The sequence below is a fragment of the Candidatus Rhodoluna planktonica genome, from assembly GCF_001854225.1.
Taxonomy (GTDB): domain Bacteria; phylum Actinomycetota; class Actinomycetes; order Actinomycetales; family Microbacteriaceae; genus Rhodoluna; species Rhodoluna planktonica.
Genome location: NZ_CP015208.1, coordinates 714615 through 736488 on the forward strand (window position 1 = coordinate 714615; position 21874 = coordinate 736488).

At 52.2% G+C, this 21874-nt stretch carries 20 protein-coding genes; all 20 read left to right on the top strand.

From position 1 onward, the window contains the following. The first annotated feature begins 27 nt into the window (after positions 1–27). The 20 genes from rpoZ (at position 28) to A4Z71_RS03670 (ending at position 21872) form a co-directional block, all read left to right on the top strand. On the top strand, positions 28–282 hold the full coding sequence (gene rpoZ, locus A4Z71_RS03575; protein ID WP_070954572.1) for a DNA-directed RNA polymerase subunit omega: 255 nt from the start codon (positions 28–30) through the stop codon (positions 280–282). A gap of 5 nt (positions 283–287) precedes the next feature. Next, positions 288–1487 (top strand): bifunctional phosphopantothenoylcysteine decarboxylase/phosphopantothenate--cysteine ligase CoaBC, encoded by a 1200-nt coding sequence (gene coaBC / locus A4Z71_RS03580; protein ID WP_070954573.1) that lies wholly within the window; start codon positions 288–290, stop codon positions 1485–1487. A gap of 50 nt (positions 1488–1537) precedes the next feature. Then, positions 1538–2725: a methionine adenosyltransferase gene (gene metK / locus A4Z71_RS03585; RefSeq protein ID WP_070954574.1), complete on the top strand. Its 1188-nt coding sequence runs from the start codon at positions 1538–1540 to the stop codon at positions 2723–2725. Continuing rightward, entirely contained in the window at positions 2725–4560 is a 1836-nt protein-coding gene (locus A4Z71_RS03590) for a primosomal protein N' family DNA-binding protein (protein ID WP_070954575.1), read from the top strand. The genes metK and A4Z71_RS03590 overlap by 1 nt, the downstream gene beginning before the upstream one ends. Beyond that, positions 4561–5478, top strand: coding sequence for a methionyl-tRNA formyltransferase (gene fmt, locus A4Z71_RS03595; RefSeq protein ID WP_070954576.1), 918 nt, complete (start codon positions 4561–4563; stop codon positions 5476–5478). Then, a complete protein-coding gene (locus A4Z71_RS03600) occupies positions 5471–6832 on the top strand; it encodes an RsmB/NOP family class I SAM-dependent RNA methyltransferase (RefSeq protein WP_070954577.1) in 1362 nt (453 codons plus the stop codon). The genes fmt and A4Z71_RS03600 overlap by 8 nt, the downstream gene beginning before the upstream one ends. Positions 6833–6835: 3 nt before the next feature. Next, positions 6836–7504 carry a ribulose-phosphate 3-epimerase gene (gene rpe / locus A4Z71_RS03605; protein WP_070954578.1) on the top strand — a complete coding sequence of 223 codons (669 nt, stop codon included), beginning with the start codon at positions 6836–6838 and terminating at the stop codon, positions 7502–7504. Between the two features lie 36 nt (positions 7505–7540). Next, positions 7541–7804 carry a phosphoribosyl-ATP diphosphatase gene (locus A4Z71_RS03610; protein WP_070954579.1) on the top strand — a complete coding sequence of 88 codons (264 nt, stop codon included), beginning with the start codon at positions 7541–7543 and terminating at the stop codon, positions 7802–7804. Then, positions 7804–8643 (top strand): ATP phosphoribosyltransferase, encoded by an 840-nt coding sequence (gene hisG / locus A4Z71_RS03615; protein ID WP_070954580.1) that lies wholly within the window; start codon positions 7804–7806, stop codon positions 8641–8643. Before A4Z71_RS03610 ends, hisG begins: the two co-directional genes overlap by 1 nt. Beyond that, positions 8643–9404, top strand: a complete 762-nt coding sequence (gene hisF / locus A4Z71_RS03620; protein WP_070954581.1) for an imidazole glycerol phosphate synthase subunit HisF — start codon at positions 8643–8645, stop codon at positions 9402–9404. The genes hisG and hisF overlap by 1 nt, the downstream gene beginning before the upstream one ends. 2 nt (positions 9405–9406) lie before the next feature. Beyond that, complete coding sequence (gene hisI / locus A4Z71_RS03625; RefSeq protein ID WP_070954582.1) at positions 9407–9763, top strand: phosphoribosyl-AMP cyclohydrolase; 357 nt, start codon at positions 9407–9409, stop codon at positions 9761–9763. After that, the gene (locus A4Z71_RS03630) at positions 9753–11273 is read left to right on the top strand and encodes a chorismate-binding protein (RefSeq protein ID WP_070954583.1); all 1521 of its coding nucleotides are present in this window, start codon (positions 9753–9755) and stop codon (positions 11271–11273) included. The genes hisI and A4Z71_RS03630 overlap by 11 nt, the downstream gene beginning before the upstream one ends. Next, positions 11270–11839 carry a Trp biosynthesis-associated membrane protein gene (locus tag A4Z71_RS03635; protein WP_084028406.1) on the top strand — a complete coding sequence of 190 codons (570 nt, stop codon included), beginning with the start codon at positions 11270–11272 and terminating at the stop codon, positions 11837–11839. The genes A4Z71_RS03630 and A4Z71_RS03635 overlap by 4 nt, the downstream gene beginning before the upstream one ends. Before the next feature lie 28 nt (positions 11840–11867). After that, complete coding sequence (locus A4Z71_RS03640; protein ID WP_070954585.1) at positions 11868–12089, top strand: DUF6704 family protein; 222 nt, start codon at positions 11868–11870, stop codon at positions 12087–12089. 2 nt (positions 12090–12091) lie between these two features. After that, positions 12092–12862, top strand: a complete 771-nt coding sequence (gene trpC / locus A4Z71_RS03645) for an indole-3-glycerol phosphate synthase TrpC (RefSeq protein WP_070954586.1) — start codon at positions 12092–12094, stop codon at positions 12860–12862. 19 nt (positions 12863–12881) lie between these two features. Further along, positions 12882–14087: a tryptophan synthase subunit beta gene (trpB, locus tag A4Z71_RS03650; protein ID WP_070954587.1), complete on the top strand. Its 1206-nt coding sequence runs from the start codon at positions 12882–12884 to the stop codon at positions 14085–14087. Beyond that, positions 14084–14869, top strand: coding sequence for a tryptophan synthase subunit alpha (trpA, locus tag A4Z71_RS03655; RefSeq protein ID WP_070954588.1), 786 nt, complete (start codon positions 14084–14086; stop codon positions 14867–14869). Before trpB ends, trpA begins: the two co-directional genes overlap by 4 nt. Beyond that, positions 14869–15756: a prolipoprotein diacylglyceryl transferase gene (gene lgt / locus A4Z71_RS03660; RefSeq protein WP_084028407.1), complete on the top strand. Its 888-nt coding sequence runs from the start codon at positions 14869–14871 to the stop codon at positions 15754–15756. Before trpA ends, lgt begins: the two co-directional genes overlap by 1 nt. A gap of 109 nt (positions 15757–15865) precedes the next feature. Then, the gene (gene gltB / locus A4Z71_RS03665) at positions 15866–20419 is read left to right on the top strand and encodes a glutamate synthase large subunit (protein WP_070954589.1); all 4554 of its coding nucleotides are present in this window, start codon (positions 15866–15868) and stop codon (positions 20417–20419) included. Beyond that, the gene (locus A4Z71_RS03670) at positions 20412–21872 is read left to right on the top strand and encodes a glutamate synthase subunit beta (protein WP_070954590.1); all 1461 of its coding nucleotides are present in this window, start codon (positions 20412–20414) and stop codon (positions 21870–21872) included. The genes gltB and A4Z71_RS03670 overlap by 8 nt, the downstream gene beginning before the upstream one ends. Positions 21873–21874: the final 2 nt, after the last annotated feature.

The window sequence follows — 21874 nt, forward strand, 5'->3', positions numbered from 1 at the left end:
CGCAAGTTTTCAATCAAAGAAAGACTCATGTCAGAAAAATTAGAAGGCATCGTTTCGCCATCAATCGACAACCTGCTCAGCAAGGTTTCGTCAAAATACGAACTGGTTATTTTCGCATCTAAGCGTGCACGTCAAATCAACGAGTACTACTCGGCACTTCACGAGGGAAGCCTGTTCAACAATGTTGGCCCACTGGTTGAGGCAACTGTCGACGAAAAGCCGCTGACCATCGCGATGCACGAGATCGACCAGAACAAGCTCGAAAAAACTGTAATCGAGTAAATTCCATGCGAATTCTGCTCGGTGTCACCGGCGGTATTGCCGCTTTTAAAGCATCGAGCATTATCAGGCTTCTCACTGAAGCCGGACACGACGTCAAAGTCGTTCCCACGCAAAACGCACTGAGATTTATTGGCTCAGCCAGCCTCGAGGCGCTATCTCACAATTCCGTCGACGCAGATTTATACACCGACGTCGACTCGGTGAAACACGTGCGATTGGGTCAAGAAGCCGATTTAGTTATCGTCGCGCCCGCAACTGCTGCCTTTTTAGCCCGTTTTGCTAATGGCTTAGCTGATGATCTTCTGCTCAATACGCTTCTAGTGGCCAAAGCTCCCATTCTGGTTGCACCTGCAATGCATACCGAAATGTGGCTGAATGAAGCCACGGTCAGAAATGTCGAAACTCTCCGGGCTAGGGGAGTGTTTGTGCTCGAACCTGATAGCGGACGGCTAACCGGCACCGATTCGGGGCCGGGCCGTCTACCCGAGCCCGAGGCCATTGTTGAGTCTGCACTGGCTCTCGTTGAACCAAAAGATTTGTTCGGCGTTCGTCTATTAGTGACCGCTGGCGGTACTCGAGAGCCAATCGATCCGGTTAGATACATCGGAAACCTAAGCTCAGGTAAGCAGGGTGTCGCCGTGGCAACTGAGGCAGCTCGTCGCGGTGCAGAGGTGACGCTGATTGCAGCCAATCTCGAACAAAAACTCGCAGCAGGTTTGTCTGAAGTAATCCACGTTCAGTCAACTGCTGAAATGCAAACTGCTGTTATGTTGCGCATCGACAAGGTTGACGCCTTGGTTATGACAGCCGCTGTATCTGATTTCAGAGTTGAAAATCAAAGTGAGCAGAAAATCAAACGTGCAAACACTGATGGTGAGCTAATTCTTCGGCTTATCCCAAATGCCGATATTTTGCAGACGGCGGTAGCCGAAATCAAGGAGAATCAACTCAAGGTAGTTTCGGTTGGGTTCGCTGCAGAAACTGCATCCGACGAATCTAAGCTAATCGCACTCGCCGAGTCTAAGTTGCAAACAAAGGGATGCGACATCATCGTTGCCAACGACGTTACTGGCGGTGCAGTGTTTGGCGAGGATTCCAACCGCGTTCACATCATTTCTAAAAATGGCTCCCCGGTCTCAGTTGCAGGCACAAAGACTGTGGTTGCCAATCGACTGCTTGATCTGCTGCTAACCCAAATGCACTAGTTCTAGATAGAACCGTCGGTGATGTTCGGCAGCAGGTAAACTCGCTGTTGATGAGCAATCTAAGACTTTTTACCAGTGAATCTGTAACTGAAGGCCACCCAGACAAAATCTGTGACCAAATCAGTGACAGCATCCTTGACGCCATGCTGGAACAAGACAGCAAATCGAGAGTTGCAGTCGAAACCATGGTGACTACCGGCCTAGTCCATGTTGCCGGTGAGGTCACCACAGAAGGCTACGTCGAAATTCCGCAGTTGGTAAGAAACGTTGTGCGCAACATCGGTTACACCTCTTCGGAAATCGGATTCGATGGCGGCAGTTGCGGAGTGTCTATTTCGATTGGACAGCAGTCTCCAGACATTGCTCAGGGAGTGGATGCCGGTTTTGAGCTAAGAGCCAATTCGTCAACTGAGCGCTTCGATTCACAAGGTGCCGGTGATCAGGGAATCATGTTCGGCTACGCAACTAACGAAACGCCAAACTACATGCCGGTCGCGATTGATACTGCTCACAAGCTTTCCCGCAGACTCGCAGATGCGCGCAAAAATGGAGAAATTTCTTTCCTCAGACCGGATGGTAAAACCCAGGTCACCGTTGGATTTGAAGGCAGCACCCCGAAAACAATCGACACCGTCGTGCTGTCAACACAGCACAATCCAGGCGTAGATCAGGCCGAAATTGAGCGCGAAGTACTTGAGCGGGTCATCAAGCCAATTCTCAGCCAAACCAAACTTGACCTAGGCGCTACAAAGTTTTTGATTAACCCAACCGGCAAATTCGAAATTGGTGGTCCTATGGGTGACGCGGGACTAACCGGTCGTAAAATCATCGTCGACACCTACGGGGGAGCCGCTCGCCATGGTGGCGGTGCGTTTTCCGGTAAAGACCCATCCAAGGTAGACCGTTCAGCAGCTTACGCCATGCGCTGGGTTGCTAAGAATGTGGTTGCTGCCGGCCTGGCAGACCGAGCCGAAGTTCAGGTGGCCTATGCCATTGGAGTTGCCCGCCCGGTAGGTCTTTACGTTGAAACTTTTGGGACAGAAAAAGTTTCGGTAGAAAAGATCACTGCAGCAATTCAAAAAACCTTTGATTTGCGCCCGCGAGCAATTATCGAAGAGCTTGATTTGTTGCGCCCAATCTACGCACAAACTGCAACCTACGGGCATTTTGGCCGCGAAGAAAAAGACTTCACCTGGGAATCGACTGAAAAGGCCAGCGCGCTGTCGGCAGCAATCTGATGTTTGCCCGAGTTCTAATCGATTCTCCGCTGGTTCAGCTGGATCATCTTTTTGACTACTCGGTACCTGAAGAACTTCGTGGTCTGGTGGCTCCCGGAACTCGGGTTCGGGTCAGTCTCGGTCGTTCTAGGCAACTACTCGAGGGTTTTGTTGTTGAAACAGCTAACCACAGCGATTATGCCGATGCAGCGGTTCCTTTAGCGGAACTCGTTTCCACAGCACCAGTCTTGCGGCCCAACATTTTGAAACTAGCCCAACAGGTTAGCAAGCGGCAAGCCTGCAATTTGGCCGAGGTAATCAAATTTGCCATCCCGAATCGATCGGTTGCAGTAGAGAAAGACTGGCTCCAAAATCACGATCCGACCCCGGGTAAAACGCCCAAGAAAGTAAAACTAACCACCGCAATCACGCCGGTGGGCAGTGCCGAAGAGACTTGGATAGCATCGCTAAAAGAGCAGGCGGCAGCTCAGCTAGCTTCCGGTTTCTCAGTCATTGCCGTAGTACCTGATGCGCGTGATCTAAATTTGCTCAGGCAGCAACTAAAAGATTCTCTGCCCTGTATCGAGTTGAACAGCGAGCAAAAACCCTCGATTAGGTACTCGAATTTCTTAGCCGCGATTAGTTCATCACCAAAACTTATTTTTGGAACTCGATCAGCCATTTACGCGCCGGTTGAAAACCTTGGTCTGATTTTTGTTCTTGATGAATCAGACCCCGCCCACCGCGAACCGAGTTCGCCTTACACGCATACTCGTGAATTGGCCCTAATTCGTCAGCAAGTTGACAATTGTTCGCTGCACTTCGAGTCAAATTCAAGAAGCCCGGAAATTCAGCGATTGCTTAATCTTGGCTACCTGGAAGACTCAAGCGGTTCCGGTAGGGTTCCTCGAATCAGCATTATCGACTCGGAATCTCGAATTGATTCCGTTGCCTGGGCAGCCGTTCGCGAGGCCCTCAAATCGGGACCGGTACTCATCCAAGTTGCGCGTCGTGGAGAGAGCGCAACCCTCAAATGCTCGCAGTGTTTGGCCAAAGCTCATTGCCAAAAATGCAATGGGCCAATCTGGCAGCGTTCCGAAGGGATGCCCGAATGCCGCTGGTGCTCGGCAATAAACCTGCAGTTCAAATGTGGCGAGTGCGGAAACTCCAAGTTTCGAAGTGGCCTGCCCGGCAGCAGCCACACCCTGGCCAAGATTGGTCGATTGTTTCCGCAGGTTTCATTAGTTGAGGCAACTATTGATAAGCGAGTCGAAACAATTACGGATCGTCCCCAAATCGTGGTTGCCACACCGGGTGCCGAGCCAACAGCTGCTTCGGGATACCGTGCCGTGGTAATTCTTGATGCCCAGGTCACTCTGGCCAAAGACAGTTTGCGAGCACCCGAGGATGCCATCCGGGTTTGGTCGAAAACCATTGCCAAACTCGGCTCAAGTGGCGAGGCAGTTATCGTAGGCAACGTCGGTCAGTTTACCGAATCGCTGAGCAGGTGGGATCAGCCCGCCATCGCGCAACAGTTGCTCAGCGAGCGAACCGAACTGAACTTCCCTCCGGCGAAACGAATCTGCAGTCTTACCGGCTCGCCAGAGTCAATTGAGCGGGCGGTACAAGATGTCAGCGCCTTAGGTGTCGTCGAAATTTTGGGTCCGGTACAGGTCTGGTCGAAAGCAACGTCTGAGCAACGTTTAATTCTGCGGTTTAGTTACGCCGACGGTCCTAGAGTTGCCGAAACCCTGAAATCGGTCTTGCTGAAGGTATCGGCCGGTTCAAGGCAAAATAGTAGAGGCCGAAACCTTCGCCCGCTAAAACTAATCATGGATGATCCGGATGTGCTCTAATTGAAAATTTTGTTCGCCGGTACTCCAGAGAATGCGGCGTTGGTGCTTCGCGGTTTAGTAAACCAAGGTCATGAAATCGTTGCGGTGTTGACCCGTCTCGATGCCCCAGTAGGCCGCAAGCGGGTGCTAACCCAATCTGCGGTTTCGCAGGCGGCAGTCGACTTGGGTTTGCCTGTGATTAAGGCAAATCAAATCGACGACGCAACTAGGGAAAAAATTGCCGCAACGAAAGCCGATATTGCAATCGTGGTTGCTTACGGCGTGCTGCTGAAGACGGTCGATTTAGAACTTCTCCCATTCGGCTGGCTAAATGTTCATTTCAGTCTGTTACCGAGACTTAGGGGAGCAGCTCCGGTTCAGTGGTCGCTACTGAACGGCGAGACCGAAACCGGAGTCACTGTTTTCCAAATTGATGAAGGTCTAGACACCGGAGCAATTTGGTCGCAGGTACCAACTGAAATACAACCAACTGAAAACGCAGGCGACTTACTTAACCGACTTTCGCTACTCTCGACATCGATAATTTCTGAGCTGCTTCCAAAAATCGCTGCAAAGATGGTCTCTCCCAAGCCGCAAAGCGGTGAAGTTGGCGCTTTTGCCCGCAAACTGAGTCGAGCTGACGCCCAGATCCATTGGCAAAACTCCGCTCTAGCAATTGAAAATCAGGTGCGCGCCCTGAACCCGGAGCCTTTCGCCAGCGCCCAAATCAAGGGAAATAACGTTCAGGTTTTAGAGGCCCGTGTTTCGCTGGAACAGACTGATGCTGCACCAGGCCAGCTATTTGCTAATTCTGGGCGAGTTTATGTCGGCACCGGAAACGGCATTTTGGAATTGATTCAAGTTCGGCCAGCCGGAAAATCTGCCCTTCAAGCCGCAGATTGGTTTCGCGGACTGAGAGAAGGGTCATTTGATGTCTAAAAGCACCGCGAGATCGGTGGCGCTTGCACTTTTGCAGGCCGTTGAGTTCGATGACGCCTACGCAAATTTACTGCTACCAAAACTTGTCTCTAAAGCAGCGCTCAGCTCACGCGATGCAGCGCTCGCCCAAGAACTCGCTTACGGAACGCTGCGTTGGCAACTTTTTTACGATCGAGTGATTGAAGAATGTGCGCAACGATATTCTGACGAGATTGATCTTGATGCGCTGATCATTCTGCGCCTTGGAGCACACCAGCTTTTGGCCACCCGGATACCGCCACACGCCGCTTTGAGTGAAACTGTCGAATTAGCCAAGAAAAATCTAAAACCTAGCGCCATCGGTTTCATCAACGGGGTTCTGCGACGAGTAAGCGAGCGTGACCGCGATACCTGGGAAGAAATCATCCTCGAGCACACCGAAGGCAAGTACGAATACCTAGCAGTTAAGTATTCGCACCCAATTTGGGTGGTAAAAGCTCTAGAGCAATCGCTAAAACTGGACAAACAAGAATCACGAATCGAATCACTGCTGGCAGCCGACAACATCCCGGCAAAGATTGCACTGGTCGCCCTGCCAGGTTTGGACGCAAGCACTCAAGGGCTGCAGGTTGGTTCAGCCAGCCCGATCGGTTTCATCCTCAACTCGGGTGACCCAAGCGAGTTAGAATCTGTGGCCGATAGCAGCCTTCGAGTTCAGGATGAGGGCTCTCAACTAGCGGCCTTGGCGCTATCACGCCTAGATAAAATTTCCGACAATGAGCGCTGGTTAGACATGTGCGCCGGCCCAGGTGGAAAAGCGGCTCTGCTGGCAGCTGAGGCTGTTCAGTCGGGGGCAACCTTGGTCTGCAACGAAGTTTCGCAACACCGCACCGAATTGGTTCGAAAAGCCTTGAGGGCAATACGTGGCAATGTTTCTATTCGAACCGGCGATGGCCGGCAAATCGGTCAGCTTGAACCGGCCAGCTACGACCGCATTTTGTTGGATGCTCCGTGCACTGGTTTAGGCGCGCTCAGACGTCGACCGGAAGCGCGTTGGCGAAAATCTCCGGATGATGTATCGGAATTGGCACAACTGCAGTGGGAGTTGATCGATTCGGCAATTCAAGCTCTAAAGCCTGGTGGATATCTCGCCTATGTCACCTGTTCACCGCACCCGGGCGAGACGGCGGCGATTGTTGACAAAGCACTAAAGAACTTCCCTCATGACCTAGCAATCATCGATGCAACCGATGTGGTTTCGAAACTAAGCCCAGCCCTTGACCTTCCCCGAAATCGCAAAACGGTGCAACTCTGGCCCGATCGCGACGGAACTGACGCAATGTTTATTAGCCTGTTTCGAAAATCAAACGCATAGTATTTGCTCGTGATCAGAATTAATCCATCGATTCTCTCGGCAGACTTCATGAACTTGGCCGATGAACTGCAGAGCGTTTCAACTGCCGACTTGATCCACGTGGATGTCATGGACAATCATTTTGTTCCCAATCTCACTTTTGGACCACCAGTGGTTAGACAAATTCAAGATGTTTCGGCAAAACCGCTGGACATCCACTTGATGATTGAAAATGTTGACCGTTGGGCCCCCGAGTACGCCGAAATGGGTGCTTTTTCGGTCACATTTCACCTAGAGGCAACGAGTGAACCTTTCGAACTCGCCCGCAAACTACGAAGCATCGGCGCTAGAGCTGGAATTGCTATCAAGCCGAATACGCCGGTAGAGCCGCTACTAGAACACCTTTCCGAGTTCGACCAACTATTGGTGATGACCGTAGAACCAGGGTTTGGCGGCCAAAAACTCATTCAAGAAACATTGCCCAAGGTCGCGGCCGCTCGAAGGCGCATTCTTCGTGAAAGCGCCGCTGTATGGCTTCAAGTTGATGGCGGCATCGACGAATCCAACATTGCCCAGGTGTCAGAGCTGGGGGCCGACACTTTTGTTGCCGGAAGCGCGGTCTTCAATAAACTCGATAGAGCCAGCCAAATCGAGCAGCTTCGTTCACTGGCTAATGCCGGGCATCGCCACTGAAGCCAAGCCTGCCTCCAGGCAAGGTAACCTTGATGCATGACCACCTTCAACGAATTATTCAGTCAAATTTCTGAGCGAGCAGTGCAGCGCCCCGAAAATTCGGAAACTACGAAGTGGTTAGATGCCGGAGTTCATGCCATCGGCAAAAAGATCGTTGAGGAGGCCGCTGAGGTTTGGATGGCCGCGGAATACGAAAGTAACGAACGCTGCGCCGAAGAAATGTCGCAGTTGATCTATCACATTCAAGTGATGATGGCAGCTAAAAATATTTCTCTAGAAGAGTTGGAGGCAAACTTCTAATGCTTAGAGTTGCCGTTCCAAACAAGGGAATTTTGTCGGAAACCGCAATAGTTATGCTGCGCGAGGCTGGCTACACCACAAGACGAGACCCAAAAGATCTGCACGTGGTTGATACCCAGAACGACATAGAGTTTTTCTACCTTAGACCAAGGGACATTGCGACCTATGTTGGTTCAGGTTCGCTCGACGCCGGTTTCACTGGTTTAGACCTGCTGAGAGATAGTCGCTCCGAAGCCAATTCCGTCGCTGATCTAGGATTTGGCGGTTCTACATTTAGGTTTGCGGGTCCGGTGGGCAGATTCCAATCGATCGAGCAGCTTGGTGGCCTAAGGGTTGCGACCGCGTATCCGCACCTTGTCGAAGACTTTCTTGCCGAGCACCAGATTTCCGCCAAGATCGTTCAACTAGACGGCGCCGTTGAAGTGGCCGTTCGGTTGGGCGTCGCTGATGCGGTTGCCGATGTTGTTTCTACCGGCAACACCCTGCGTCAAGCGGGCCTCGAAATTTTCGGTCCGGTGATCCTCCAAAGTTCAGCTCAACTGATTGTGTCGCCCAAGGTAGTTGACGAACACCAGCAGTTACTGCGCAGAATGCAAGGCGTACTAGTCGCTCGCGAGTACGTAATCTTCGATTACGACTGCCCAACCGCACTGGTCGAAGAAGCGGCGAAGATTACTCCTGGAATCGAATCGCCCACAGTTTCACCGCTGCGCGATGAAGATTGGGTTGCGGTCAGATCACTGGTAAAAACCAGTGAAACCAATGCCAAAATGGATGAACTCTACGCTCTCGGGGCAAGAGCAATCTTGGTTAGCGCTATTCACGCCGCGAGAATCTAGTGTCATTAGCAATCCGAGTTATTCCGTGCCTGGACGTGGCCGAGGGCCGCGTGGTCAAAGGTGTCAACTTCCTGAACCTCAAAGACGCGGGTGATCCGATTGAGTTGGCCAGCCGTTATTATCGCGATGGGGCAGATGAGCTCACTTTCCTCGATGTCAAGGCAACAGTCGACAACCGAAGCACAATGTATGACCTGGTCACTGCATGTGCGGAACAGCTTTTTATCCCGCTAACTGTAGGTGGGGGAATTCGTGCGGTGGATGACGTTGCCCGACTGCTGGGTGCCGGAGCAGACAAAGTTTCGGTCGGATCGGCTGGAATCAGCAATCCGAACCTGCTTTCTGAAATCGCTAACCGATTTGGCAATCAGGTACTGGTGATATCCCTCGATCTGAAGCGATCGGCGAAGACCGACTCCGGCTTCGTGGTGACAACACACGGTGGCCGCGAGGAAACGAATCTCGACGCTATTACCTGGGTTAAACAGACAATCGAGCTGGGGGCCGGAGAACTACTGGTGAACAGCATCGACGCCGACGGTACTCGTGAAGGATTCGACCTTGAAATGCTCGCGGCTATGCGCGAAATTTCACCGGTACCCGTGATCGCTTCAGGTGGCGCAGGCAGTGCAGCCGATTTTGCACCTGCTGCCAAAGCCGGTGCCAATGCAATTTTGGCTGCTTCAATTTTTCACGAGGGTTCAGTCTCGATTGCCCAAGCAAAACAAAACCTGCGCGAGCACGGATTTGAAACGAGGTAAAAATGGCCATTGACCGTGATGTTCTAGAAACCGTTCAGTTCAATTCCGCCGGTTTGGTTCCAGCAATCATCCAGAGCTTCGAAAGCAAACGAGTTTTGATGATGGCTTGGATGACCAAAGAGTCTCTCGGGCTAACCCTAGAACGCGGCGAAACCGTGTTTTTCAGTCGCTCTAGAAATGAACTGTGGCACAAGGGCGCAACCAGTGGCAATACCCAGAAGGTTGTGTCTGTCGAACTCGACTGCGATGCCGACACTCTACTGATCCAAGTGATAGAAGCCGGTCCGGCTTGCCACACCGATGCCGAGTCATGCTTCGATGTTGCCACTATTTATCTGAAGAGTGACGATGAAAACTAACCTCAACTACTCGCTAGCCGAAGTCTCAAAGCTCGCCGAAAACTTCAACGTCATTCCGGTCATTCAGACCCTATTCAGCGGTACCGAAACGCCAATCTCCATTTTTGAGAAACTGGCAGCCAACCGGCCCGGCAGTTTTCTACTCGAATCGGCTGAGCAGGGTGTTTGGGCTCGCTATAGTTTCGTCGGGGTTCGAAACCGTGGATTCTTGAATGAGGACCAAGGGGGAAGCCTAACTTGGACTTCACCGCAGGGATACCCGGCCCTGCCAGATGGTCAGCATCTGCCAGCTGACTCGCTCGACGCAATAGCTCAAATCAATGGCAGTTGGAAAGCTGCGCACGACCCAACTGCCCCCAGCCTGACTTCAGGTCTAGTCGGTCTTATGGGCTGGGATGTCATCAGAAAAATCGAAAAACTTGGCCCTGCTAAGAATGCCGATTTCATCAGTCCGACCATAGCCTTTGCGATGCTCCAAGATTTGGTAATTATTGACCACCTCGAAAGTGCAGTGATGTTCGTGTCGAACATTTACACACCCGATGTCGAATCAATTGAATTGGGCTATGAACAAGCCATAGGTCGAATTGCTGAAATGCTGTCGGATGCAAAAAAACCACATTCAACACTTTTAGCTGATATCGATACGACCGTCTCACCGGACAGCAGTCAACGCACTTCAAAGCAGGAGTTTTTCGAAGCTATCGAAAAGGCTAAGCACTACGTTCGAATCGGTGATGTTTTCCAGGTTGTTATTTCTCAGCGCTTCGACATTGCCACTGAGACAGCACCCCTCGAGGCCTACCGGGTACTTCGAGCACTCAATCCAAGCCCCTACATGTATTACCTCAACTTCGAGGATGCTTCCGGCCCCTATGCGGTGGTCGGATCATCGCCGGAATCTTTGGTGGCAGTAGCAAACCGACACGCAGTCACGCATCCAATCGCCGGTTCTAGACCTAGGGGACAGTCGCTGGAAAACGACGTTGAATTAGCGCAGTCACTGCTAGCCGATCAAAAAGAGCGCGCGGAACACCTGATGCTGGTCGATCTGGCGAGAAATGACCTACTGAAAGTTTGTGAGCCTGAGACCGTTGTGGTCACTGAATTCATGCAAATCCATCGTTACAGCCACGTCATGCATCTAGTTTCGACGGTAGAGGGGGATCTCGCCGAGGAAATGACTGCCATCGATGCATTTAGGGCGACTTTTCCCGCGGGAACACTGTCGGGTGCCCCTAAACCAAGAGCACTTCAGATTATCGATGAGCTCGAACCAGCGGCGAGAGGTTTGTACGGCGGGGTGGTTGGCTACTTTGACTTCCACGGTAATGCTGATCTGGCAATTGCAATCAGAACCGCGTTTATCAGAAATTCTGTCGCACATATTCAAGCCGGGGCCGGACTGGTGCTTGATTCGGTTCCCGAATCGGAATACCTAGAGACAGTTAACAAGGCATCTGCTCCTGCCAGAGCAATCACCGCGGCAAACAACATGGTGGCCCGATGAGACTAAACCGAAGAAACTCATTCGCCTTTAGCTCTCTGCTGCTCGCTCTAATTTGGGGTTGTGCCTCTCAGCCGTGGTATCGCGTTGATATGAACGTTGACGGAAAAGTCACAGAGTTAGCCAAGTTCTCTGGCCTCCAAGCCTGGCCTAGCCTAAGCTCGAGCTTCTTGGTTTTGCTTGCTGCACTTGTGGTTAGCCTATTGAGTTCAAAAAAGTTTCAGCGCATCATCTTCGCCCTGCAGGGACTGTTCACTCTTTTTGTACTGTCAGCCATAGTTTTTCCCGGGCTGCAAACATCGTCTGAAAATGCCCCTCCAGCCATCCTTGGCGAAATCGAGAAACTGACCGGAATTGCTCAACAGCACGGTTTGAGCGGAGTTGAGCTTCAACTCTCATTTTGGCCGACCGCTACTTTAGTTTCTATCTTTGGCTACTTTGCCCTTCTGGGTGCAATTTTCATGGTTCAACCAAAGTGGCCAAACCCAACCAAGCGCTATGCGCCAACTGAAGAAACTGCAGAAGACACCATCTCGCTCTGGGAATCTCAGCGTGAGAAGAAGTCGTAGAATTGTTTCGGAACAAGGAAGGCCAATAATGTCTGAAAACCTAAACGATCCTGGTCACGGCGACTCGGTTGCTTCATGGACAACCGTAATCATCATCATGATTGCCTTTGCTTTGGGAACCCTATTTTTCTGGTTTGATCAAGCAGCGTTGGTTTGGGCATCGGCTGGGCTCGCGGTGGTCGGTCTGATCGTTGGTCTCGCTCTAAAGCGCATGGGCTACGGCGTCGGCGGCTCAAAGTCCAAGAAATAAACATGCTCGAATCCCTCTACGCGGGATCAATTGAAGATGCAGCCAAGCGAGCCGAGCAGGTTTCACTTAACGATATTGAGCGAATGGCACTCGCTGCAAAACCACCCCTAGACGCTCTCGAAGCCTTTGCACCCGCAAAACACATCAAGGTGCTAGCCGAAGTTAAACGAGCAAGTCCTTCGCGTGGCCAAATGGCTGAAATCTCGGATCCGGCAAATCTGGCCGAAGTTTACGCACAAAATGGTGCCTCGGGAATCAGCGTGCTCACCGAGGAGCGAAAGTTCAAAGGTTCGCTTCACGATCTAGACGCTGTTAGACATCGAGTTGAAGTTCCGCTACTTAGAAAAGACTTCATCGCCAACGAATACCAGATTCTCGAAGCGCGCGCTCACGGAGCCGACATCATCCTGCTTATTGTTGCTGGGCTGCCGCCCAAGCGACTGATCGAACTGCAGCACTTCACTGAAGAGTTGAACATGTTGCCATTTCTTGAGACCCATTCCGAGGATGAAGCCAAGTTCGCCATCGACACTGGAGCCCAGTTCATCGGCGTAAATGCTCGAGATCTGTCGACTTTCGAGACCGACCGCAATTTATTTGGCAAATTAGTTGAGCTATTTCCGGCAAACGTAATAAAGGTTGCCGAGTCGGCCGTTCGCAGCGCTGACGATGTCAGGCACTACCGTCAGGCAGGCGCCGATGTAGTTTTGGTCGGCGAAGCATTGGTCACAAACGATGCAGCCAAGTTGTTAGCCGAATTTACGGCAATTTAATCGACTTACAATTATCAGCATGACAAATCTACGCGAACAGGTTGGACCCTATTTTGGCGAGTTTGGCGGAAGGTTTGTTCCAGAATCACTAATCGCCGCACTCGACGAATTAGACGCTACCTACCAGACTGCTAAGAACGATCCAACATTCCAAATTGAGCTGGCCGAACTGCACCGCACCTACACCGGTCGACCTTCGATAATCACCGAAGCTAAGCGCTTCGCAGAGCATGCCGGTGACATCCGTATTTTTCTAAAGCGCGAAGACCTAAATCACACCGGTAGTCACAAAATTAACAATGTGCTAGGCCAGGCGCTTTTGGCCAAGCGGATGGGTAAACAGCGAATTATCGCCGAAACCGGAGCCGGACAACACGGTGTTGCCAGTGCAACTGCGGCTGCGCTTTTTGGGCTCGAGTGCGTCGTTTACATGGGTGAGCTTGACACCGAAAGACAAGCCTTGAACGTCGCTCGAATGAAGCTACTTGGAGCCGAAGTCGTTCCGGTAACAACCGGCAGTAGAACACTAAAAGATGCAATCAACGAGGCTTTGCGTGACTGGGTCACCAATGTTGAATCGACCCATTACCTGCTCGGTACCGTCGCCGGACCGCACCCGTTCCCAACCATGGTTCGTGACTTTCATAGCATCATCGGTATTGAGGCAAGAGAGCAAATGCTTTCTGAGTACGGCTTTTTACCAACCGCTTTGGCGGCCTGTGTCGGCGGTGGCTCAAACGCCATCGGACTATTCCACGCCTTCCTCGATGACGAGGACGTGCAAATCTTCGGATTCGAAGCCGCTGGCGAAGGCATCGAAACTGAGCGCCACGCTGCCACACTCTCAAAGGGCCGTCCCGGAGTGTTACACGGCGCGAAGAGCTACATGCTTCAAGATGAGGATGGGCAGACGAGGGAATCACACTCGATTTCTGCCGGCCTCGACTACCCAGGCGTTGGCCCAGAGCACTCTTGGCTAAAAGACATCGGCCGCGCCAACTACTGGGGTATTTCAGATGCTGAAGCCATGTCTGCACTGCGACTCCTAAGCCAAACCGAAGGTATTATCCCCGCTATCGAAACCTCGCACGCCCTTGCCGGAGCGCTAAAACTTGGCAACCACCTGCCAGCCGGATCTAGCGTGCTGGTAAACCTAAGCGGCCGCGGCGATAAAGACATGGAAACCGCAGGACGCTACTTCGGGCTTCTAGGAGACAAGCAATGAGTCAAACTGAAACAGTTTTGCGTTCCAACAAGCTTGCCAACCAAGGCTCTCTAGTTGGCTATTTTCCAGCCGGCTATCCAACTTTTGACGAATCAGTCGCAGCAGCCGTAGCCATGTGCAAAAACGGTGTCGATGTTTTAGAGCTGGGTGTTCCATATAGCGATCCGGTCATGGACGGTCCGGTCATTCAAGAGGCAACCGAACAGGCTTTGTCAAACGGATTCAAACTTCGCCAGGTATTTGACGCGGTCAAGGCCATTAGGGAACAGGTCGATACTCCGGTATTGGTGATGACCTACTGGAACCCGGTTATTTCATATGGCGTTCGACGTTTCGCCGAAGACCTAAAGGCAGCCGGGGGAGCCGGGTTGATTACGCCCGATTTGATTCCCGATGAAGCATCCGAGTGGATCGAAATTGCGGATGAGCTCGATTTAGATCGTGTCTTTTTGGCTGCGCCCACTTCGACTCCAGAGCGAGCGAAACAGGCGGCCGAATCCAGTCGCGGGTTCGTTTACGCAGTCTCAACCATGGGCATAACCGGCACCCGCGAGCAGTTAGATTCTTACGCGAAGCAGGTAGTTTCTAATGTTCAAAGCGTTGCACCAGAGTCGCTAACCGCGGTCGGTATCGGAATTTCGACCTCAGATCAGGTGGTCGCTGTCAACGAATACGCGGATGGTGCAATCGTGGGCTCGGCTTTTGTTAAGGCTTACCAGCACGGTGCACTTCCGGAACTCACCGCAAAAGTGCAAGAACTAGCCAAAGGACTGAAAAACTAATGTTTACCAGCATTCCTTCACCGGAGATTAGCTTTATCGAATTGGGCCCATTGCGCGTGCATTTTTACGCCCTGTTCATCCTTGCCGGAATTGTCGCGGCGGTAATCCTCGCTGATCGTAGGTTAGTTGCCCGAGGTGCAAAGTCGGGCCTGGCTCTCGACATTGCGCTCTGGACAGTACCTTTCGGTGTAATTGGCGCCCGTATCTTCCACGTGTTGACACACCCAAACGACTATTTCTTCGAGGGTGCTGATTTGACTGCTGTTTTCCGAATCTGGGAAGGCGGTATTGCAATCTATGGAGGTCTCATCGGTGGCGCCCTAGGTGCTTTCGTCGGTGCAAGAGCAGCAGGCATAAAATTCTGGTCTTTTGCTGATGCGGTAGCTCCCGGTATTTTGCTTGCCCAGGCCCTTGGCCGATGGGGAAATTACTTCAACCAAGAACTCTTTGGTCTTCCCACAGACCTGCCTTGGGGACTAGAAATCTCTGCCGATAACCCGGCGTATCCTGCAGGTTTACCTGAGGGTGTTTTGTTCCACCCGACGTTTATTTATGAATCGCTGTGGAGCCTAGCGGGGGTTGCTGCGCTTTTACTGCTCGACAAGAAATTCGAACTTCGCTGGGGAAAGCTATTCGGCCTCTACCTCGTTTACTACTCATTCGGCCGAATCTGGACCGAATCGATCCGAATTGACCCGTCCGAGATTATTTTGGGGTTGCGAATCAACATTTGGTCGGCGCTGCTAGGAGTTGTGGTTGGACTCACAATTTTCTTTGTGCAGAAACATCGACACACTGGTCTTGAGATTTCGGTGCTGACCAATAAAGCACTGGAAAAATCGGCTAAAAGCGAATCTGATGGACTAGACTCAAAAGACAATTCTTAGGCCTGATCGGCATCGAATTTTGAGTCGTCACAAACGACGTTTTTACTAAGTTTCCAGGGCCAACGCTGTCCCTAAACCAAATTCAAATCTATTCAGATTGGAGTGCGCCATGCCTGAACGCTCCCCGTTTACACGCTTTAGCACCGCGCCGAGCGCAACCGGTTTGTACAATCCAGAGTTTGACCGCGATGCCTGTGGCCTGGCTATGGTTGCTACTCTGCGCGGCAGTGCGGGTCATGACATCATCGCGACCGCACTTGACGCTCTTCGCAACTTGGAACACCGCGGCGCAGTTGGCTCCGACGCTGGCACCGGTGATGGTGCCGGAATTCTCTCGCAAATACCAGACAAATTTTTACGCTCGGTAGTTCCGTTCACCCTGCCAGCCCAGGGTAGCTATGGTGCCGGCTTAGTTTTCATTGAAGCTGGCGAAGAGACTGCGGTCGAGGGTGGTTTTGCCAACCTCGCCATCGAAGAGAAACTTGAGGTTCTCGGCTGGCGAGATGTGCCAACAAATCCGGCTGTTCTTGGTGATTTGGCGCGCGATGCCATGCCGGTGATTCGTCAGGTTTTCGTTACCGCACCTGATTTTGCCGACGGTTTAGAACTTGAGCGGCGTCTATTCCGACTGCGCAAGCGCAGTGAGCGCACTCTTGGCGCCTACCACCCATCACTTTCATCTCGCACAATTGTTTACAAAGGAATGGTTACCACTCTGCAGTTGGAGCCGTTCTATCCTGATTTGAGCAATGACCTTTTTGAGTCAACACTGGCCCTGGTTCACTCCAGATTTTCAACCAATACGTTCCCGTCTTGGCCGCTTGCTCACCCATTCCGCCTGATTGCACACAACGGAGAAATCAACACGGTTAAGGGCAACCGAAACTGGATGCGATCTCGTGAAGCTCAACTAAGTTCGGAACTTCTCGGCGACATCAAGCAGCTGACACCAATCATCACCCCTGGCGGCAGCGATTCGGCGAGCTTCGACGAGGTTCTTGAGTTGCTTTACCTGGGTGGTAGATCACTTCCTCACGCCATGATGATGATGATTCCTGAGGCTTGGGAAAACCAGACTGACATCGATCAAAATCGTAAAAATTTCTACGAGTACCACTCAATGATGATGGAGCCGTGGGACGGCCCAGCAGCAGTGGTATTCACCGATGGCTCTTTAGTGGGGGCAACCCTAGACAGAAACGGTCTTCGCCCTGGTCGCTATGTCGTGACTGACGACGGCCTCGTAGTTCTAGCCTCAGAAATTGGTGTCGCTCAGATTGACCCAAGCCGCATCGTGCGCAAGGGTCGTCTTCAGCCGGGGCGAATGTTCTTAGCCGACACCGTTAATGGCCGTTTGATTGACGATGATGAGATCAAGGCCGAAATTGCCGCACTCGAACCATGGGGAGAGTGGCTTGAGGCAAACCGCATCAACATCAACGATCTGCCACCGCGTGAACACATTGCTCACAGCGCCAGTTCGGTAAACCGACGCCAGCGCACTTTTGGCTATACCGAAGAAGAACTCCGAGTTATTTTGGCCCCGATGGCTAAAACTGGAGCCGAACCGCTTGGTGCAATGGGCTCAGACACTCCAATTGCTGCGCTATCAGACCGACCTCGACTTTTGTTCGACTACTTTGTTCAACAGTTCGCTCAGGTTACTAACCCGCCGCTTGACTCAATCCGCGAAGAAGTTGTCACCTCACTTAGCACCGGAATCGGTCCGGAGAAGAATCTTCTGGCAGCCACACCAGCCCACGCCGGTCAAATGATTATTAATTTCCCGGTCATGGATAACGACGATCTAGCCAAAATCAAACACATCGACGAATTGCCACAAGCAGGTAAGTCGTTCACGGTAAAAGGCCTTTACCCGATTGATGGCGGTCCAGATGCGCTTGCAGCTCGAATCAGAGAGCTTTTCGATGAGGTGGCTGCTGCAGTCGCCGATGGTGCTACTTTCCTTATCATTTCAGACCGCGACAGCAACGGCGAAATGGCGCCAATACCTTCGCTTATGCTCACCTCGGCGGTTCACCATTTCTTGATTCGCGAAGGCTTACGCTCCAAAGTTGGCTTGGTCATTGAGGCGGGCGATGTCCGAGAGGTACACCATGTCGCCGCCCTGATTGGCTATGGTGCTGCCGCGGTTAACCCGTATTTGGCTTTGGAATCGATCGAGCAGATGATCAAGTCTGGCCAAATTGTTGGCGTTCCACTTGAAAAAGCCACCAAGAACCTAATCAAAGGTCTGGGTAAAGGCGTGCTCAAGATCATGTCGAAAATGGGTATATCGACTGTCTCTTCGTATTCGGGTGCCCAGTGCTTTGAAGCGATCGGTCTAAGCCAAGAATTTGTTGACACCTATTTCACCGGCACAACCAGCCAACTCGGTGGCATTGGCATTGAAGTCATCCACCAGGAGATAGCCTCTCGTCACGAATTTGCCTATCCAGCTGATAAAGCCACTTACGCTCACAAACCTTTGGAAATTGGTGGCGAGTATCAGTGGCGTCGCGAAGGTCCGGCTCACCTTTTCAATCCGGAAACTGTTTTCAAATTGCAGCACGCAACTCGAAACAAGCGTTTCGACATTTTCCGCGAATACACAAAGTCAGTTGATGATCAAGCGGAGCGGCTAATGACACTGCGCGGTCTGTTCACCCTCCGCGAGGGTGTACGTCCGGCCGTTCCACTAAACGAAGTTGAGCCAGTCTCAGAAATCGTTAAACGCTTCTCTACCGGAGCAATGAGCTACGGTTCGATTAGCCCAGAAGCACACGAGACTCTGGCTATCGCAATGAATCAGCTTGGTGGCAAGTCGAATACCGGTGAAGGTGGCGAGGATGTAGAGCGCCTACTCGATCCGAAGCGTCGCTCTGCCATCAAGCAGGTCGCATCCGGTCGATTTGGTGTTACCAGCATGTATCTGACCCACGCCGACGACATTCAAATCAAGATGGCGCAGGGAGCAAAGCCCGGTGAAGGTGGTCAGCTGCCACCGAACAAGGTTTATCCCTGGATTGCCAAGACTCGACACTCAACCGCCGGCGTCGGCCTAATTTCACCGCCGCCTCACCATGACATTTATTCAATCGAAGATCTGAAGCAGCTAATTTTTGATTTGAAGAGGGCAAATCGAGAGGCTCGTGTTCACGTCAAACTGGTTTCTCAAGTTGGAATCGGAACTGTTGCGGCCGGTGTAGCCAAGGCTAAGGCCGACGTTATTTTGGTCTCCGGTCACGACGGCGGAACCGGCGCATCTCCGCTGAATTCGCTAAAGCATGCTGGAACCCCTTGGGAACTCGGTCTGGCCGAGGCTCAGCAAACTTTGCTGATTAATAACCTTCGCGACCGAGTTTCGGTTCAGGTTGATGGTCAGATGAAGACCGGTCGAGACGTAATAATCGCTGCATTGCTCGGTGCTGAAGAATTCGGCTTCGCTACCGCTCCGCTAGTGGTTGAGGGCTGCATCCTGATGCGTGTTTGTCACCTCGACACCTGCCCGGTTGGTGTGGCAACACAGAATCCTGAACTTAGAAGCCGATTCACCGGGAAGCCAGAATTTGTCATCAACTTCTTTGAATTCCTGGCCGAAGAGGTGCGCGAATACCTTGCTAAGTTGGGCTTCCGCAGCCTTGATGAGGCAATCGGTCATGCCGAACTAATCGATGTAAATCGCGCTATTCAGCACTGGAAGGCCGACGGTCTAGACCTGACGCCAATCCTGAGCATGCCTCCAATTCCAGCCTCAGCATCACGTAAACGCTCAACTTTCCAAGACCACGAATTAGACAAGCACTTCGACCACAAGCTTGTTGAGGCAGCAGCTCAAGCTCTCGATGATGCCCATCCGGTAAAAATCGAACTGCCAATCACCAACGTTGAGCAGGCCGTTGGAACATTGTTGGGCAATGAGGTGACCAAGCGTTTTGGTGCCGAGGGTCTTCCAGACGGAACCATTACGGTCAAACTTCGCGGTTCCGCCGGGCAATCATTCGGTGCGTTCGTGCCTCGCGGAATCAAGTTGATTCTCGAAGGCGATGCCAACGATTACGTTGGCAAAGGCTTATCTGGCGGCACAATCGTTGTTCGTCCAGACTCAGCAGCGAGATTCGCGGCAGAGCAGAACATTATCGCCGGAAACGTCAATGGTTACGGCGCCACCAGCGGCAATCTGCTACTGCGTGGAATTGTTGGTGAACGTTTCCTTGTCAGAAACTCCGGAGCAACTGCTGTTGCCGAAGGTTGCGGTGATCACGCTCTCGAGTACATGACCGGTGGTGTGGCGGTAATCCTGGGCAAGACCGGTAGAAACCTCGGTGCTGGAATGTCTGGCGGCGTCGCCTACGTCTATAAGTTGCGGGCTGATCGAGTCAATCCAGATGCACTTCACTCTGGCGAGTTGAAACTGAGCGAGCTAGAAGCAGCCGATTTGGAACGGTTGAAAGATCTGCTGACCCTACACTTCAACGAAACCGGTTCACTTTTGGCCAAGAAGTTACTCGAAGACTTCGAGACAGAGTCGGCTAATTTCACCAGGGTCTTGCCTCGCGACTATGCAAACGTGCTTCAAATTCGTGCGCGTGCCGCGACGAATGGCATCGATCCCGACAGTGAAACAATTTGGCAAGAAATTTTGGAGGTCACTAATGGCTGACCCTAGGGGATTCCTTAAGACAACCCAGCGCGAAACAGCTGCTCGTCGTCCAGTTTCGGTCCGAATCATGGACTGGAAAGAAGTCTACGAAAAACGTGATCAGGGCGTGGTTACAAGGCAGGCCGGCCGCTGCATGGATTGCGGTGTTCCGTTTTGCCACCAAGGCTGCCCGCTGGGAAACCTGATTCCTGAATGGAACGACCTAACCTGGCGCGAAGATGGTCGCGGTGCGATCGAGCGGTTGCACGCTACCAACAACTTTCCGGAATTCACTGGCCGGCTTTGCCCGGCTCCATGTGAAAGTGCCTGTGTTCTCGGTATCAATCAACCAGCCGTGACAATCAAAGAAATCGAAGTTTCGATTATTGATAACGCTTTTGAATCCGGTTGGGTGGTGCCAGTTATCCCTGACCGTTTCACCGGAAAAACTGTTGCCGTAGTCGGTTCTGGCCCAGCAGGCCTTGCCGCAGCCCAGCAGCTTACCCGGGCCGGACATACGGTGGCCGTTTTTGAACGTGACTCCGAAATTGGCGGTCTGCTGCGTTACGGAATTCCTGATTTCAAAATGGAAAAGCACCACATCGATCGTCGAATTGCACAGATGGAGGCGGAAGGCACCAGATTCCGTGCCGGAGTAAACATCGGCACCGATGTAACTTGGGAAGAGTTGCGCGCACGCTACGATGCCGTTGTTATCGCAACCGGAGCAACTAAGCCACGTGATTTGACCATCCCCGGCAGGCAGCTAGACGGGGTTCACTTCGCCATGGATTATCTGACCCAGGCCAACAAAGTGGTTGCCGGCGAAATTGTCGAAGGCCAGATTTTGGCAGGTGGCAAAAACGTTGTGATTTTGGGTGGTGGCGATACCGGTGCTGACTGTCTGGGCACGGCTACAAGACAGGGCGCGATTTCGGTCACGACTTTAGCAATTGGCAAACAGCCGCCGCTCGAGCGTAACGAAAATCAACCGTGGCCGACATTCCCTACCCTCTTTGAGGTAGCGAGCGCGCACGAAGAATTTGGGGAACGAAAGTACCTAGCCTCAACTGTCGAGTTTGTCGGCGAAAACGGCAAAGTTACCGGGGTAAAGGTCGCCGAAACCGAATTTGTCGACGGCAAGCGTCTACCGAAAGCCGGAACCGAAACAATTATCCCAGCCGATTTGGTTCTGCTGGCGCTGGGTTTCACCGGGGTAGAGGGTGAAAGCGTAACCGCGCAAGCACAGGTAGCCCTTGACGCTCGCGGCAACATCCAGCGCGATGACAACTGGGCCACAAATGTTGATGGCGTCTTTGTGGCCGGTGATGCCGGGCGAGGTCAAAGCCTAATCGTTTGGGCAATCGCCGAGGGCCGTGCCGCCGCCGCCGCTGTTGACGCATACCTAGAAGGCAGCAGTGTCTTGCCTAGACCGGTAAAACCCACCGACAAACCTATTTCGATTAGCTACTAATC

Coding starts and splice junctions, on each gene's coding strand:
- rpoZ (WP_070954572.1), top strand. CDS start 28: ATGTCAGAAAAATTAGAAGGCATCGTTTCGCCATCAATCGACAACCTG.
- coaBC (WP_070954573.1), top strand. CDS start 288: ATGCGAATTCTGCTCGGTGTCACCGGCGGTATTGCCGCTTTTAAAGCA.
- metK (WP_070954574.1), top strand. CDS start 1,538: ATGAGCAATCTAAGACTTTTTACCAGTGAATCTGTAACTGAAGGCCAC.
- A4Z71_RS03590 (WP_070954575.1), top strand. CDS start 2,725: ATGTTTGCCCGAGTTCTAATCGATTCTCCGCTGGTTCAGCTGGATCAT.
- A4Z71_RS03600 (WP_070954577.1), top strand. CDS start 5,471: ATGTCTAAAAGCACCGCGAGATCGGTGGCGCTTGCACTTTTGCAGGCC.
- A4Z71_RS03610 (WP_070954579.1), top strand. CDS start 7,541: ATGACCACCTTCAACGAATTATTCAGTCAAATTTCTGAGCGAGCAGTG.
- hisG (WP_070954580.1), top strand. CDS start 7,804: ATGCTTAGAGTTGCCGTTCCAAACAAGGGAATTTTGTCGGAAACCGCA.
- hisI (WP_070954582.1), top strand. CDS start 9,407: ATGGCCATTGACCGTGATGTTCTAGAAACCGTTCAGTTCAATTCCGCC.
- A4Z71_RS03630 (WP_070954583.1), top strand. CDS start 9,753: ATGAAAACTAACCTCAACTACTCGCTAGCCGAAGTCTCAAAGCTCGCC.
- A4Z71_RS03635 (WP_084028406.1), top strand. CDS start 11,270: ATGAGACTAAACCGAAGAAACTCATTCGCCTTTAGCTCTCTGCTGCTC.
- A4Z71_RS03640 (WP_070954585.1), top strand. CDS start 11,868: ATGTCTGAAAACCTAAACGATCCTGGTCACGGCGACTCGGTTGCTTCA.
- trpC (WP_070954586.1), top strand. CDS start 12,092: ATGCTCGAATCCCTCTACGCGGGATCAATTGAAGATGCAGCCAAGCGA.
- trpB (WP_070954587.1), top strand. CDS start 12,882: ATGACAAATCTACGCGAACAGGTTGGACCCTATTTTGGCGAGTTTGGC.
- trpA (WP_070954588.1), top strand. CDS start 14,084: ATGAGTCAAACTGAAACAGTTTTGCGTTCCAACAAGCTTGCCAACCAA.
- lgt (WP_084028407.1), top strand. CDS start 14,869: ATGTTTACCAGCATTCCTTCACCGGAGATTAGCTTTATCGAATTGGGC.
- gltB (WP_070954589.1), top strand. CDS start 15,866: ATGCCTGAACGCTCCCCGTTTACACGCTTTAGCACCGCGCCGAGCGCA.
- A4Z71_RS03670 (WP_070954590.1), top strand. CDS start 20,412: ATGGCTGACCCTAGGGGATTCCTTAAGACAACCCAGCGCGAAACAGCT.